This window comes from Bradyrhizobium iriomotense (genome assembly GCF_018130765.1).
Lineage (GTDB): Bacteria > Pseudomonadota > Alphaproteobacteria > Rhizobiales > Xanthobacteraceae > Bradyrhizobium > Bradyrhizobium iriomotense_A.
The window spans coordinates 1-13,873 of record NZ_JAFCJZ010000009.1 but is presented as its reverse complement, the minus strand read 5'-3'; the positions used below and the strand labels follow the sequence as shown (position 1 = coordinate 13,873).

The 13,873-nt window shown below is 63.7% G+C and carries 13 protein-coding genes; 5 read left to right on the top strand and 8 right to left on the bottom strand.

Annotated features, from left to right (window positions below):
- Window positions 1–4 precede the first annotated feature (4 nt).
- The 8 genes from JQ635_RS16955 to JQ635_RS16920 form a co-directional block, all read right to left on the bottom strand.
- Window positions 5–1,285 carry a lipoprotein-releasing ABC transporter permease subunit gene (locus JQ635_RS16955; RefSeq protein ID WP_018642337.1) on the bottom strand — a complete coding sequence of 427 codons (1,281 nt, stop codon included), beginning with the start codon at window positions 1,283–1,285 and terminating at the stop codon, window positions 5–7.
- Between the two features lie 73 nt (window positions 1,286–1,358).
- Window positions 1,359–2,678 carry a proline--tRNA ligase gene (gene proS, locus JQ635_RS16950; RefSeq protein WP_183238930.1) on the bottom strand — a complete coding sequence of 440 codons (1,320 nt, stop codon included), beginning with the start codon at window positions 2,676–2,678 and terminating at the stop codon, window positions 1,359–1,361.
- 145 nt (window positions 2,679–2,823) lie between these two features.
- A complete protein-coding gene (locus JQ635_RS16945; protein WP_211410987.1) occupies window positions 2,824–4,383 on the bottom strand; it encodes a copper resistance CopC/CopD family protein in 1,560 nt (519 codons plus the stop codon).
- Window positions 4,383–4,901: a YcnI family protein gene (locus JQ635_RS16940; RefSeq protein WP_211410986.1), complete on the bottom strand. Its 519-nt coding sequence runs from the start codon at window positions 4,899–4,901 to the stop codon at window positions 4,383–4,385. Before JQ635_RS16940 ends, JQ635_RS16945 begins: the two co-directional genes overlap by 1 nt.
- A gap of 20 nt (window positions 4,902–4,921) precedes the next feature.
- On the bottom strand, window positions 4,922–5,335 hold the full coding sequence (locus tag JQ635_RS16935) for a hypothetical protein (RefSeq protein ID WP_246583600.1): 414 nt from the start codon (window positions 5,333–5,335) through the stop codon (window positions 4,922–4,924).
- 20 nt (window positions 5,336–5,355) lie between these two features.
- Entirely contained in the window at window positions 5,356–5,877 is a 522-nt protein-coding gene (locus JQ635_RS16930) for a copper chaperone PCu(A)C (RefSeq protein WP_211410984.1), read from the bottom strand.
- A 38-nt stretch (window positions 5,878–5,915) separates the two neighbouring features.
- On the bottom strand, window positions 5,916–8,372 hold the full coding sequence (locus JQ635_RS16925; protein WP_246583599.1) for a TonB-dependent receptor: 2,457 nt from the start codon (window positions 8,370–8,372) through the stop codon (window positions 5,916–5,918).
- Window positions 8,373–8,456: 84 nt separating this feature from the next.
- The gene (locus JQ635_RS16920; RefSeq protein ID WP_211410982.1) at window positions 8,457–8,831 is read right to left on the bottom strand and encodes a DUF2946 domain-containing protein; all 375 of its coding nucleotides are present in this window, start codon (window positions 8,829–8,831) and stop codon (window positions 8,457–8,459) included.
- Between the two features lie 480 nt (window positions 8,832–9,311).
- On the opposite strand from JQ635_RS16920, the gene JQ635_RS16915 reads away from it, so the two are divergent.
- The 5 genes from JQ635_RS16915 to JQ635_RS16895 all read left to right on the top strand — a co-directional run.
- Entirely contained in the window at window positions 9,312–9,716 is a 405-nt protein-coding gene (locus JQ635_RS16915; RefSeq protein ID WP_211410981.1) for a globin, read from the top strand.
- A 137-nt stretch (window positions 9,717–9,853) separates the two neighbouring features.
- Window positions 9,854–10,876, top strand: a complete 1,023-nt coding sequence (locus JQ635_RS16910; protein WP_026311892.1) for a sugar ABC transporter substrate-binding protein — start codon at window positions 9,854–9,856, stop codon at window positions 10,874–10,876.
- Window positions 10,877–10,882: 6 nt separating this feature from the next.
- On the top strand, window positions 10,883–12,385 hold the full coding sequence (locus JQ635_RS16905; protein ID WP_211410980.1) for a sugar ABC transporter ATP-binding protein: 1,503 nt from the start codon (window positions 10,883–10,885) through the stop codon (window positions 12,383–12,385).
- Between the two features lie 12 nt (window positions 12,386–12,397).
- Window positions 12,398–13,426, top strand: coding sequence for an ABC transporter permease (locus tag JQ635_RS16900; protein ID WP_161534781.1), 1,029 nt, complete (start codon window positions 12,398–12,400; stop codon window positions 13,424–13,426).
- Window positions 13,427–13,595: 169 nt separating this feature from the next.
- On the top strand, window positions 13,596–13,873 hold a 278-nt coding region (locus JQ635_RS16895; RefSeq protein ID WP_211410979.1), incomplete at its 3' end, for a transposase.

Below are 13,873 nucleotides of genomic sequence, written 5' to 3'. Positions count from 1 at the left end.
CCCCTCACTCGTACCGGAGCGCTTCGACGGGGTCGAGGCGCGCGGCGCGCCAGGACGGATACAGCGTCGCCAGGAACGACAGCGTCAGCGCCATGATGACGACCGCCGTGGTCTCGCCGATGTCGATCTCGGCGGGCAGCTTCGACAGGAAATAGAGTTCTGGCGAGAACAGCTCGGTCGAGGTCAGCCAGGACAGGAATTGCCGGATGGACTCGATGTTGAGACAGATCACGAGGCCGACGACGAAGCCGACCAGCGTGCCGACCACGCCGATCGAGGCACCCGTGATCAGGAAGATGCGCATGATCGAGCCCTGCGAGGCGCCCATGGTGCGCAGGATCGCGATGTCGCTGCCCTTGTCCTTCACCAGCATGATCAGGCCGGAGACGATGTTGAGGGCTGCGACCAGCACGATCATGGTCAGGATCAGGAACATCACGTTGCGCTCGACCTGAAGCGCGTTGAAGAAGGTCGAATTGCGCTGCCGCCAGTCGACCAGGAACACCGGCCGGCCTGCGGCTTCCGTCACGGCCTGGCGGAAGGCGACGATCTGATCGGGATTGGTGGTGAACACCTCGATCGAGGTGACGTCGTTGCTGCGGTTGAAATAGGCCTGCGCCTCCGCGAGCGGCATGAACACGAAGCCGAGATCGTATTCGGACATGCCGATCTCGAACACGGCGACGATCTTGTAGGGCTTGATGCGCGGCGTCGTGCCCATGGGCGTCACCGCGCCCTTCGGCGCCACCAGCGTGATGCTGTCGCCGGCATGCAGCGACAGCTGGTCGGCAAGGCGCCGGCCGATTGCGACACCCTGCCCCTCGTCAAACCCCTCGAGCGAGCCCTGCTTGATGTTCTTGGCGATCGAGGTGAGGTTGTTGAGATCGTCGGAGCGGATGCCGCGCACCAGCACGCCCGAGGCGTTCCACGGCGAGGACGCCAGCGCCTGGCCGTCCACCACGGGTGCGGCGAGCCGGATACCTTTGACCTGGCTGAGGCGGTCGGCGACGTCCTTCCAGTCGGTCAGCGGCGATTCCAGCGGCTGCACCAGGATGTGGCCGTTGAGGCCCAGGATCTTGTCGAGCAGCTCCTTGCGGAAGCCGTTCATGACGGCCATGACGATGATCAGCGTCGCCACGCCCAGCATGATGCCGAGGAACGAGAACCCGGCGATGACCGAGATGAATCCCTCCTTGCGGCGCGCCCGCAGGTAGCGCGCCGACAGCATCCACTCGAATGGCGCAAAAGGCGCGGTTTGCACGGTTTCAGTCATGGTCTCGTCCATCGCTCGATAATCCCATGATTCGGGGTCAATTGTGGCCGGATTGGCGGCCGCGATATCGGGCGATGAACAATATTCAGCCGACCAGCCGGGCGACCGCGTCCGCAGGCGACATGGTCTCGCGGGAGCCGTCGCTGCGCCGCTTGATCTCGACCTTGCCGTCGGCGAGCCCCTTCGGCCCGATCATGATCTGCCAGGGGATACCGATCAGGTCAGCGGCGGCGAATTTGGCGCCAGCGCGCTGGTCGGTGTCGTCGTAGAGCACGTCGACGCCCTTGGCCTGAAGCTCGGCATAGAGCTTCTCGCAGGCCGCATCGACCGCGGCATCGCCCTGCTTGAGGTTGAGCACCACCGCGCGGAACGGGGCGACGGCCTCGGGCCACTTGATGCCAGCATCGTCATGGCAGGCCTCGATGATGGCACCCAGCAGGCGCGAGACGCCGACGCCGTAGGAGCCGCCATGGATCGGCACATCGACGCCATCAGGGCCCGCCACCAGCGCCTTCATCGGCTCGGAATATTTGGTGCCGAAATAGAAGATCTGGCCGACCTCGATGCCGCGGGTATTCACCCGCTTGTCCGCGGGCACTTCCTGCTCGAACCGCGCGGCATCGTGCACGTCTTCGGTCGCGGCATAGACCGAGGTCCATTGCTTGATGATCGGCGTCAGGTCGCTGTCATAGTCGACGTCCTCGCCGGGCACCGGCAGGTCCAGCACGTCGCGGTTGATGAACACGCCGGATTCGCCGGTCTCGGCGAGCACGATGAACTCGTGGCTGAGATCGCCGCCGATCGGACCGGTCTCGGCGCGCATCGGGATCGCCTTCAGTCCCATCCGCGCGAAGGTGCGCAAATAGGCGACGAACATCTTGTTGTAGGCCACGCGCGCCGCCGCCTCGTTGAGGTCGAACGAATAGGCGTCTTTCATCAGGAACTCGCGGCCACGCATCACGCCGAAGCGCGGACGCTGCTCGTCGCGGAATTTCCATTGGATATGATAGAGATTCAGCGGCAGGTTCTTGTAGGACTTCACATACGCGCGAAAAATCTCGGTGATCATCTCCTCGTTGGTCGGCCCGTACAGCAGCTCGCGCTTGTGGCGGTCGGCGATGCGCAGCATCTCCGGGCCGTAGGCGTCGTAGCGGCCGCTCTCGCGCCAGAGGTCGGCGAGCTGGAGCGTCGGCATCAGCACCTCGATCGCGCCGGAGCGGTCCTGCTCCTCGCGCACGATCTGCTCGATCTTCTTCAGCACGCGGAAGCCGAGCGGCAGCCAGGCATAGATGCCGGCCGCCTCCTGCCGGATCATGCCGGCGCGCAGCATCAGCCGATGCGAGACGATCTCCGCCTCTTTCGGATTTTCCTTCAGGATGGGCAGAAAGAACCGCGACAACCGCATGGCAATACTCTGGGAATCAGTGAGGGGTTGCAGTGAAAGCGGATTGGGAGCGAAAACACAAGACCGGGAATGAGGAAAAGCCGCTAAGGCAGCGGAATTCCTGTCATTTTTCCGTTGCCTTCAGGTTCAGCTTGAACCGGTTTGCCTACGGCGCCACCTCAAGTTCGTCCTCGAGCGTGATCTGCTCGAAATCGGTCACCAGCGCATCGATCCGCACATGCCAGCGGCCGGCGAAGGGCAGCTCGACCTTGCGCACATGCCAGTAGCCGTCCGGCCCGAGCGAAGCGGCCCGCTCGATCGGCTCGATGCCCCGCTCCGGCAGGCTCAGGGTCAACGTCGCCTCCTTTGCCCCAAGCGGCGTCCCCTCTCCGGTCATGAGCTGGAGCACGAAGTCGTTGACGCCAGCCTTCCCCGGCGCGACCAGCACCTGGAACATCGCCTTGTCGGTGTGGATGTGGAGCGCCAGCGGCGTCTCGGGAACAATGGTCCGCGGCGGCGGCGTGAAACGCCAGCCGGCCACGACGGCGAAGATGGCGAGCGCGATCACGCATTCGAGCAGGATCGAGCGCTTGAGTGCGGGCGCGGCCTTCTCGTCCCGCGCCAGCGCCGACGTCAGCCGGAACCGATTGAGTGCGGCAAGAGCCAGCAGCAGGACGGCCAGACCAAGCTTGATCGACAGGATGGCCCCGTAACGGGTCTCGATCAGCGCGGACGGCCTTTCGAGCTGAACGATGGCGAGGCCAAGGCCGGTCAACGCCAGCACACCGACCGCCAGCACGGCAATGCGCGAGAAGCGGTTCACGACCGGCAGCGCCGCGGTCGCCGGTTTCGACATCAGCGCGGCGAGCGGCGCGAGGGCTCCGATCCAGAAGGCGACGCCGAGGCCATGGAGGAAGATCGCCGGCCGCGTCAGCATCTCGGGCGGCGCCGTTGCTGCGTGCCCGGTCATGGCGAGTGACAGGCCAACGCCGATAAATGCGATCATCGCAAAGGCGCGCGCGTACCACGCGCTGCGCAGCGCCATCATCGCGAGCAGCATCGATGCGACCGCGACGAGCAGCGCGGGGCCGGCACTGGTCGCGAATGCGACCTTCCACGGAGCAGCCGTCACGACCGCCGCTGGCGGCAGGCCGAGAAGGTCGAGGCCCTGCACGCCGAGCGAGACGATCGCACTCGGAATGCCGATGAGAAGCGCCATGCGCGGCACTGCCGTGCCCGTCATCGACCACGCAATCCACCGCGAAAAGAACACGCCGCCGACACCGACGAACAGGCCGAGATAGAGACCGATCCGTGCCAGCCAGATCAGCGCGCTCAATCCGCCATCCGCACGGGCGGGCGGCTTCGTCGCCGTCGGAGCACCGACCGAGAAGATCACCGAGCCCGCGACGGGATGGCCGTCCTGCGAGGTCACGCGATAGCTGACCACCGCTGTGCCCTGCGGCAGGTCACGCGGCATCACGACCGAAATGGTCTCGCCCGATGCGTCGATGCGCGCGTCGTCCCGCGCCCTGCCCGCGCCGTCGATCAGCAGAATTGCGCCCGGCGTCACCGCCTCGTTGAAGCGCAGCTCCACCACCTTCGGCGCGGTCTTCAGGATGCTGCCGCTCGCCGGATCGACCGAGACCAGAGCGGCATGCGCCGACGCGCCGGTCGCGAAGCCGGCAACGAGCAACAGCGTCGCGAGCGCGGCGATGAGGCGCATCAGGGTTTTGGCAACAGCTTCACACCCGGTGCTGGTGATTTGCCCTCGTGCGAATGTCCTGCCCCCTCAGTCGGAATCTCGATCCAGCGGCTGACACCGGTCTCGCATTCCTGGACGACGGGGAAATACAGAGTCGTGTTCGGCTTGAGCGCGTCGGTCAGCACCGTGTGCATGACGAACTCGTCATAGTTCTTGTCCGACAGCTTGCCGCCGGACCATGCGACCTCCTTGACGCCGGAGGAGAGCTTGTTGCCGTGATAATTGTACTCAGCGGCATATTGGCCCTCGACGACATCGACGCTCCAGCCAGCCTTCGGCATCGGCTTCACCGCGATCACCCCCTCCGGGACCTGCACGCGGATTTTGACCGTCGGCGAGCCCGCGCAGCCGTGCGGGACCGCGAACACCGCCTTGTAGGACGCCCCGACGGTGGCCTGCTTGCTCTCCAGAAAAACATGCGCCGCCGCAGGCGATGCGGCGAACACGGCAACAAGGAACAAGAGGGATTGCTTCGACATGTTCGGCCTCTCGAGCGGGGTCATTTGATCAGGATCGGCGATTCGACGTCGACATGATCGGCCTCGGAGATCGAAATCCCGAGACCCAGCATCCAGCGTCCGGGCGTCAACTGCGCCACCTTCACGCGCCAGCCATCCTCGCCCTCGCGCGAGGCCTCGACCGGAGCGAGCTTTCTCCCGGTCTGCGTATCCACGAGCGTCACCGACACGGCTTGGGCCGTGAGCGGTGTTTCGTCAACCGTTTCGAGCTGGATGGCAATTTCGACCGGACCGGCGCGGCCGGGCGAGACCGTGACATTGGCCATCGCCTTCTCGGTGTGCAGATGCGTGAAGAAGCTGTCGTCGTCGGTCGCCGCGGCAAGCGGTGTCGCGGCAACCGCCAGCAGCGCAGTCATTGCGAACGCGAGGCCCGCGATGGTTCGATTTGAGGTCATGAGGGACTTGATCCGTTTCATCACATTTTCATTCCCGAATGATCGTGCATCTTCTTCATCATCTGCCCGCCGTCGCCCGGCGCCTGCGCGCCGACGGCTTGCACATCGAGAGACACGGCGACCTTGCCGGCCTTCTCGAACTGAAGCGTCACCGGAACCTTGTCGCCTTGCTTGAACGGCCCCTTCAGCTCCTGGAGCATGAGGTGATAGCCGCCGGGCGCGAGCTTCACGGTCTTGCCGGGATCGATCACCAGCCCCTGGTCGAGGTGACGCATCTTCATCACGCCGTTGTCCATCGCCATCTCGTGGACCTCGGCCTTGCCCGCGATGTCGGCGGAAACGCTGACCAGTCTGTCCGCGGCCGTTCCCTTGTTCTCGATCGTCAGATAGCCGCCCGCGACCTTGGCGCCGCCCGGCGTCGCCCGGCTCCACGCCTGCGAGATGACGAGATCCCCGGCCTTGATGTCGTCGGCGCGGACGGGGGCGGCGAACATTGCGGCGGAGAGTGCGGCGAGAGCGAGGATGCGTGAGAGCTTGTGCATGTGGTTTGCCTTTCTTGTCGTCAACATCATTCCACCCGTCAGAACGTGTACTTGGCGGCGAGAACGAAGGTTCGCCCCGGAAACGGATGGAACAGGAAATACTGCTCGTTGAAGAGATTATCGATGCCGAAGTCGAACGCAAAATTCTTCGTCGCGTTGTAGTGGATCTTCAAGTCCACGACGAAGAAATTATCGAACGCGCCATAGACGTGGGAAACACGATCCGTGTTGTCCAGCGTCGAATATTGCTTGCCGCTATAGCGTGCGGCAACCGTGTAGGCCCAGCTGTCGTTCGGCCGGTAGGTCACGCCGAACTTGGCGCGCCAGTCGGGCACGTAAGGCACGCGCTTGCCGACGACGGTGGTGGGTACGTTCGTCAGCGGGTCCCTGCCAGCCCAGCCCGCGTCCGCCAGGATTTTGGAGTCGACGTAGGTCACACTGCCGAAGACCTGCAAGCCCTCGATGACGACATTGTCCTTATCAGCAGATAATTCCACACCCTGCATCCTGATGGCATCGACGTTGCTGAACGTCGTCGCACTCTGGGTGGCGTTGATCATGTTGGTCTGCGCGATGATCGCGTCGTTGGTCCGCTCTCTGAACAGGGTCAGCCTGACACGGCCGTCATTCCAGTGACGCTCGATGTTGAGCTCCCCGGTGAAATCCTGCTCGGGTCTCAGGAAAGGATTGGCCACCGTGATCGTGTTGCCGACTGTGACGTTCTGATAGAGTTCGAGGACGGTCGGATAGCGATAGGCCTCGCCGAAACTGGCGGTTATGTTCCAGTCCTTGTTCGGATCGTAGGACAGCGACGCCTTTGGCGAGAAATTCGTCGACGCAAGACCCGGCTGGTTCTTCGAAAACGACGAGGTGATAAGCCCGACGCCGTTCGCCAGGGTCACGACGTTCTGGCCGTCGAGCGCTTGCCAGTTCTCCAGCCGTCCACCCAATGTCAGCTTCAGATTGGGCTGTATCTTCCAGGCGTCCTGAAGCCATAGCGCGCCAGTGCGCGTTTCACCCTGACTATTGGCATAGAGCTGTCCCGTCGCGGTCGAGGCCTGATACCAGACTGAAGATCCGTAGGTCGGATTTTCAAGACGATACCTGTCGCCGTGAATGCCAAAGCTGATTTCGTGCGCTCCGCCATAACCCAGCGGACGCCAGATGCCCTTGGCGTCGGCGTTCTGCCAATTGGTGCCGTCCATGCGCTGGATCTTGCCGTTCTGAGAGAAACCGAGGCCTGACGTGACCGTGTAGGGATTGAGCTGAGTGTCCTCGAGATAGTTGTAGCTCGAGGCGGACAGATCAAAATCGAAAATGCCCTTGGTGTCGCTCTTGATCGCGACCGCGTTGCTCATATGGGTCTGGTCCCATATGTACTTGGCATTCGCGAAGGTCGTGATGCCATTGAAGGTCGGCAGTCCCGTTGCCGTCGACCGCAGATAGGTCTGCGGATCCGATACCTGGTGATTGTTCCAGATCCCGAGCGAATAAGTTGCCTGCACCAGCGGCGACAGATCGTAGGCGAGCCGCAGATTGGCTGACGTCTGCTGCGAATGGGCGAGAATGCCGGTGCCGACGACGTCGGCTTCCTGACCGACCTTGTTCTTAGCCGGGAAAGCACCGGTCGTGCCGGCTGGGATTGTCGCGCTGGTGGTGTAGGTGAGTGGCTGCTGAAAACTGTCGAGATAGTTGGCGCTGACGAGCCAGGACAGCTTGCCGTCGCGATTGCCGGCGGCCGCGCTGGTCTGGCTGGTCACGTAGGTGTCCTTGGTGCCGTACTGGTTCCACGGCATCACGGACACGGTTTCCTTGGCGACCGCAAACGGCCTGTCCGGCATCTTTGACGAGATCAGTAGCACGCCGCCGATCGAATTGCCGGGATAGGCGGCCGCGAACGGACCATTGAGGTAGTCGACCCGCCCGATCGCTTCCGGCGAGATCAGGTTCCATTTCGGCGAGGCATTCGTGTTGTTGTTGCCGATCAGCGCCGAGATCAGGAGATCGTCGTAGTAGATCAACGTCCGCGAGCTCGAATTGAGGCCCCAGCTGCGCGTCGCGAGCACGGCATTGTTATCCCCGTCGTTGCGCTTCCGCACGAACAGGCTCGGCATGTATTTGACGGCGTCCTCGGGGTCCTTGAGGTTGATTGTCTCATCGACCTCCTTCGCCGTGATGCTGAAGGAGCGCTGCGGCAATTGATAGCGCGCCACGGCATCCGGTGGCTCCAGTGACGGCCGGGTGCTACCCGCCCCCTGCTCGCCTGTGACGACGGAAGCTTCCCGCTCGCTGGCGGGCTTCGCCCACCGGCCCCGGGCGGCAGTCGTCTGCACCGACGGCTTGCGCGGCTTGGGCTTCGTTGCCGCGGGCGCATCGACGGTAACCGGCGGCAGCACTGCGCTGCTGCTCTGGGCGAAAACTCCGCTCGACGAGGCAAGCAGCGCAGCCTGGACGGCAACGATGCTCACGCCACGGCGGGCATGACAACGTAACATGGGGCATTCCTGACGCCGGCTTTCTTCCCGGCTGTTCGACAGCATCAATCGCCAGCGGACGAGCCGCGGCGACGGTGGAGGTCGTCAGGAAATGCGGGGAGGCGCGCGCGCCTGGGCGCTTGAGCCCTTATGGGCGGCAACGTTGGGAACATCCGCCGTGTGCCACACCACGCGTTCGACGTGGCGGAAGGGAATGGCGAACGCTGTCTGCGGCGGCGAATCGAGCGAAGCGTTCGCCTGCGCCAGACAACAGAGTGCACAGGCAGCGCCATGCGCGGTCGGCGAGCCAGTCCGATCGTTCAGACCGCCCTGGTCGCTCGCGCTATGGCAGATGACGGCGGCGGACAGCGGATCGGCAACGGCTCGGCTTGCCGCCAGACAGGCGGCAATCGGCGCCAGCACCTGCATCGCCAAAGCGAGCAGGACCAGAGGTAAGAATTTTTGCAGCCGTGCGCGCATCCACCGAACCATTCGTTCGTGCGCTAACTAAACACCGCGTCGGCACCCGAGTCGAGGCCAGTTCCGCCGCCCGCTTGGCCCAGCGCAAATTCCAAAACTGTGGTCGGATCCCCCTACCGGCGGGCGGGGTCCGGCATTTGAGGCAGCCCAACCATCCCCGCCCATCCACAGATTTCTTATATTTGTCATATGCTTAGATAGCCAAAAGCCCGATCATTTCGTCAGCTGCTCTTATTTTGAACAATCGTTGCCGAAAATGATGACAAGTGAGAAAAGTTGATCTAGCATCCTCTTGCTCAGGCGCTGACCGCGAGGTCGAGGCCTGGTGGTCCAAGTCTCGGGAGGAGCCCCTGGCGCGCAAAATGCAGCGTCGCCCCGTCAATCAAGATCAAATCTTAAGATCGGGGATAATAGGGTCGACACAATTTTTGAGCGGGGCCAGGGCCCCGCTCTTTTTTTGCCCGCATGGCTGAAAAGCCGATGAATGCTTCCCTCCATCCCATCGAACAGAGTTTTGAGCTCGCGGCACGGCGCTGCGCTGATCTCACGCCGCTCGTCTATCAGAGGCTGTTCGAAGCCCATCCGGAAACGCAGACGATGTTCCGGACGCAAGGCAGCAAGCTCGTGAAGGGATCGATGCTGGCGCTGACGATCGAGGCGATTCTCGACTTCGCAGGCGAGCGGTGCGGACATTTCCGGCTGATCGCCTGCGAGATCGCATCGCACGACGCCTATGGCACGTCGCGCGAACTGTTCATCGCCTTCTTCGCCATCATCAGGGATACGCTGCGCGATCTGCTCGGCGATGAATGGACGCCGAACATGGCGCTGGCCTGGGACGCATTGCTCGTCGAGATCGACACATACGCCGGCATTCCGGCCTGACGCTTTGCGCTGCACCAACGCGAGCGGCGATCTCACGATTGATTGCAGATTGAGTGCCAACAACTCTTGTGAGAGACTTTCGGACATCGGTCGCGCAAGCAATGACGCGCCGACGACAAGATATATGGGAGCGAGCGATGTCCGGGACGAAAGATTTCTCGACGACGAGGCGCGATCTTCTTCAGGCGGCAGCGACCGCCGGCGCCGGGGCTGCCCTCTTCGGCAGCATGGGCATAAATCCAGCACTGGCCGCCGAAGTCGGACGCAGCGAGAAACCGCTGAAGGCGGCGTTCTCCAATGCGGGCCTTCAGGCGACGTGGTGCGCGCAGGGCAAGCAGGCGGCGGAATTCTGGGGCAAGCTGTTCAATGTCGAAGTCACCTGGTTCGACGGCCAGCTCGATGCGGTGAAGCAGCGCGCGGCGATCGACAACATGGCCTCGCAGAAATGGGACTTCGTCGCGATCCAGGCGTTCGGCATCGGCACCCTCACCCAGCCGGTGCAGAAGATGATCGACGCCGGCACGCCGGTGATCGACATGGACACGCTGATCGCGCCGCTCGACCAGATTAACGTCCATTCCTTCCTCGCCCCCGACAACGAGTTCATGGGCGCTTCGGTGACGCAGGCCCTCTGCAACGCCATGGGCGGCAAGGGCAAGATCATCATGACGCAGGGCGCGCTCGGACATACCGGCGCGCAAGGACGGGCCAAGGGCTTCAACTCGGTCGTCAAGCAATTCCCCGGGATCGAGGTGCTCGACACCCAGCCGGCCGACTGGGACGTCTCGAAGACCGCACGTCTCTGGGAAACGTACCTCACGAAGTATCCCCAGATCGACGCGGCGTTCTTCCACAATGACGACATGGCGCTGGCGGCGGCCAACATCATGAAGGCGCGCGGCCGCACCAACATCCTGATCGGCGGCGTCGACGCCATGCCGCCGGCGATCCAAGCGGTGAGCGAAGGCCGCATGTTCGCGACCGTGCGCAATCCGTCCTGCCGCATCCATGGCGGCGCCATCATCGCAGGCGTCTCCGCCGTGGTCGGCGGCGAAAAGAGCGGACAGGGCATTCCCAAGAACGTCGTCACCGACGGCCCGGTCGTGACCAAGGCCAACGCCGCCGGGATGCAGTGGATGCAGGATCACTTCCTGATCTGAGCGTCCATGTCAGCGGGTCGTTCACCCATCCTGGAACTGCAGGGCATCACGAAGAGCTTCGGCGGCGTCGAAGCGCTTCGTGGTGTCGACTTCGCGCTTCTTCCCGGCGAGATCCACGGTCTCGTCGGCGAGAACGGCGCGGGCAAAAGCACGCTGATGAAGATCATCGCCGGCGTGCACACCGAGTTCTCCGGCCGCTTCCTGATCGACGGGAAGGAGACGCATTTCCGCTCGGCCCGCGACGCGCATGCGGCCGGCATCGCCATGGTGCATCAGGAGCTCTCTGTCGCCCCCGATCTCACGGTTGCCGAGAACGTCTTCCTCGGCAACCAGCCGACCAACGCCCTCGGCCTCGTGCAATGGCGGCGGATGGCGCGCGAGGCCGGCGAGCAGCTCGCCCGCTTCGGCATCGACGTCGATCCGATGTCGCGGCTTGGCGACTTACCGATCGGGCTGCAGCAGCTGATCGAGATCGCCCGCGTGCTGTTCTCCGGCGCGCGCATCGTCATCCTGGACGAGCCGACCTCCGCCCTCTCCCCGCCCGAGGTCGAGCGTCTGTTCACAACGCTGAGGCGGCTGCGCGAGGACGGCACGGCAATCGTCTTCATCTCGCATTTCATTGAGGACATCCTGCTTGTGTCCGACACGGTGACCGTGTTCCGAAACGGGCGGAAGGTCGCGGAGACCGCGAGCGCGGCGACCAGCAAGGGCGCGCTGATCGAGGCCATGATCGGCCGTGGCGGCGAGGCGCTCGAGCACAGCTACACCGACGATCTGATGCTGCCGCAGCCGAGCGACAGCACGGTGGTTCTGAAGGCCGATCAGCTCTCGCTTGCGCGCAGCCTGAAGGACGTCTCCTTCGAGGCGCGCGCCGGCGAGGTGCTCGGCATCTATGGTTTTATGGGCTGCGGCCAGCAGGAGCTCTCGCGCATCCTGTTCGGCAAGCTGAAGCCGGACGGCGGCACGCTTGTCGTCGACGGCACGCCCAAGACCTTCGCCAGCACGGCGGCAGCGCGGCGCGCGGGCGTGGCGCTGGTGCCGGAGAGCCGGCGCGACATGCTGTTTCACCAGGAGCCGGTCTACAAGAACATCTCGATCAGTATTCTCGACCGCATCTCCTCCCTGCTGCTCAAGCCAACGCAGGAGCGCGATATCGCGAGGCGCCAGGTTGAGCAGTTGCAGATCAGGCCGCCGGTGGTCGGCCTCGATCTCGGCATGCTCTCGGGCGGCAACCAGCAGAAGGTGGCGCTGGCAAAATGGCTCACCTATCCGCCAAGGCTGCTGGTGCTTTGCGAGCCGACCCGCGGCATGGATGTCGGCGCCAAGAACGACGTCATCAACATCGTCCGCGACCTCCGCGCCAGGGGGCTCGCGATCATCGTGCTGTCGACCGAGCCGGAAACGGTGCTGTCGCTGGCCGACCGCATCCTCGTGCTCAAGCGCGGCGCATTGGTGCGGGAATTCAAGAACGAGCCGGTCAGCAAGGACCGCCTGCTGGAAGCGGCGTGACGGAGAAGCACCATGGCGAGCAGTGAGACGGCCTTTGCGGAAGCCCATCGGGCGCGCGGCCTTGCGCCCTTCCTGCGCTCGCAGATGCGCAACATCGCCCCGTTCCTGACGCTGATCTTCCTGTCCGCCTTCTTCGCCTTCGCCAGCCCCTCCTTCGCCACGCTCGACAATCTCGGCAACATCCTGACGCAGGTGTCGGTGACGGGCATCATCGCCGTCGGCCTCACCTTCGTGATCCTCTGCGCCGAGATCGACCTCTCGATCGCCAGCATCGCCAACGTCACCGGCATTGCCGTTGCCTACTTCACGCTGCAGGAATCCTACGTCAACATCGCCAACATCCCGCTGCCCGGCGCAGTTGCGATCATCCTGTCGATCCTGCTCTGCGCCCTGCTCGGCCTCGTCAATGCGCTGGGGCTGACCGTGATCGGCATCCCCTCCTTCATCATGACGCTGGCGATGATGCAGATCGCCGCCGGCATCTCCGCACTCCTGGTGCGCGGCCAGATCGCCTACAAGGTGCCGAGCCTGATCACGACGCTCGGCTCCGGCTCGATCGGCGGCATCCCCTGGATCGTCATCGTCGCCGCCATCATGCTGCTCGGCGGCCATCTGGTGCTGACCTACACGCGCTTCGGCCGCTACGTCTACATGGTCGGAGGCAACCGCGAGGCGGCCGAATATTCCGGCCTCAACGTCAAGCTCATCCTCGGCGCCGTCATGGTGATCTCGGCGGTGTGCTCCGGCATCGGCGGCATGCTCGGTGTCGCTCATTTCGGCAGCGCGCAGCAGAACGAGTTCGACACCTATCTGCTCGACTCCATCGCCGCCGTCGTCGTCGGCGGCACCAGCCTGTTCGGTGGCCGCGGCGGCATCGGCAACACCATCGTCGGGCTCTTCGTTCTCGGTGTCCTGAATAACGGCCTCGACCACGTCAACATCGACAGCTTCCTGAAGATCCTGATCCGCGGCCTGATCCTGCTGGCGGCGCTGATCATCAACGTCTATGCGCAGCGCTTGAGAGAAAAAGCGGCGGAGTAGTCGGCCGCCAAACAAAAAGTACGAAAACAACCCCATGCACAGTAGAAACTGCGTGGGAGTTCAACCGCTTACGGAAGTCGCAATAACGTTAGCGCGAGTGCGCCGACGTTTGACTCGTCGAGGCTGGGCAAGAACGACGCTTTTTGGGAGTTGATGTAGGCTTCGTCTTATGGCGAATCGCACGTTCAAGACCGGCGAGAGCCGGGAGCAGCCCAGTCTGCTTCCTGCGCGGATTGAGGACTATGTCGGGCCGGACAATCCGGTCCGGGCGATCGAGAGCTTCGTTTGCGCGCTCGACCTTGCCAAGCTCGGCTTCCGCCACGCGGACCGTGGCGCCGAGGAAGTGGGGCATCCGCCCTACGATCCTGCGGATCTGCTGAGGCTCTATCTTTACGGCTACATCAACCAGGTCAGGTCGTCGCGCCGGCTGGAGCGGGAAGCTGGCCG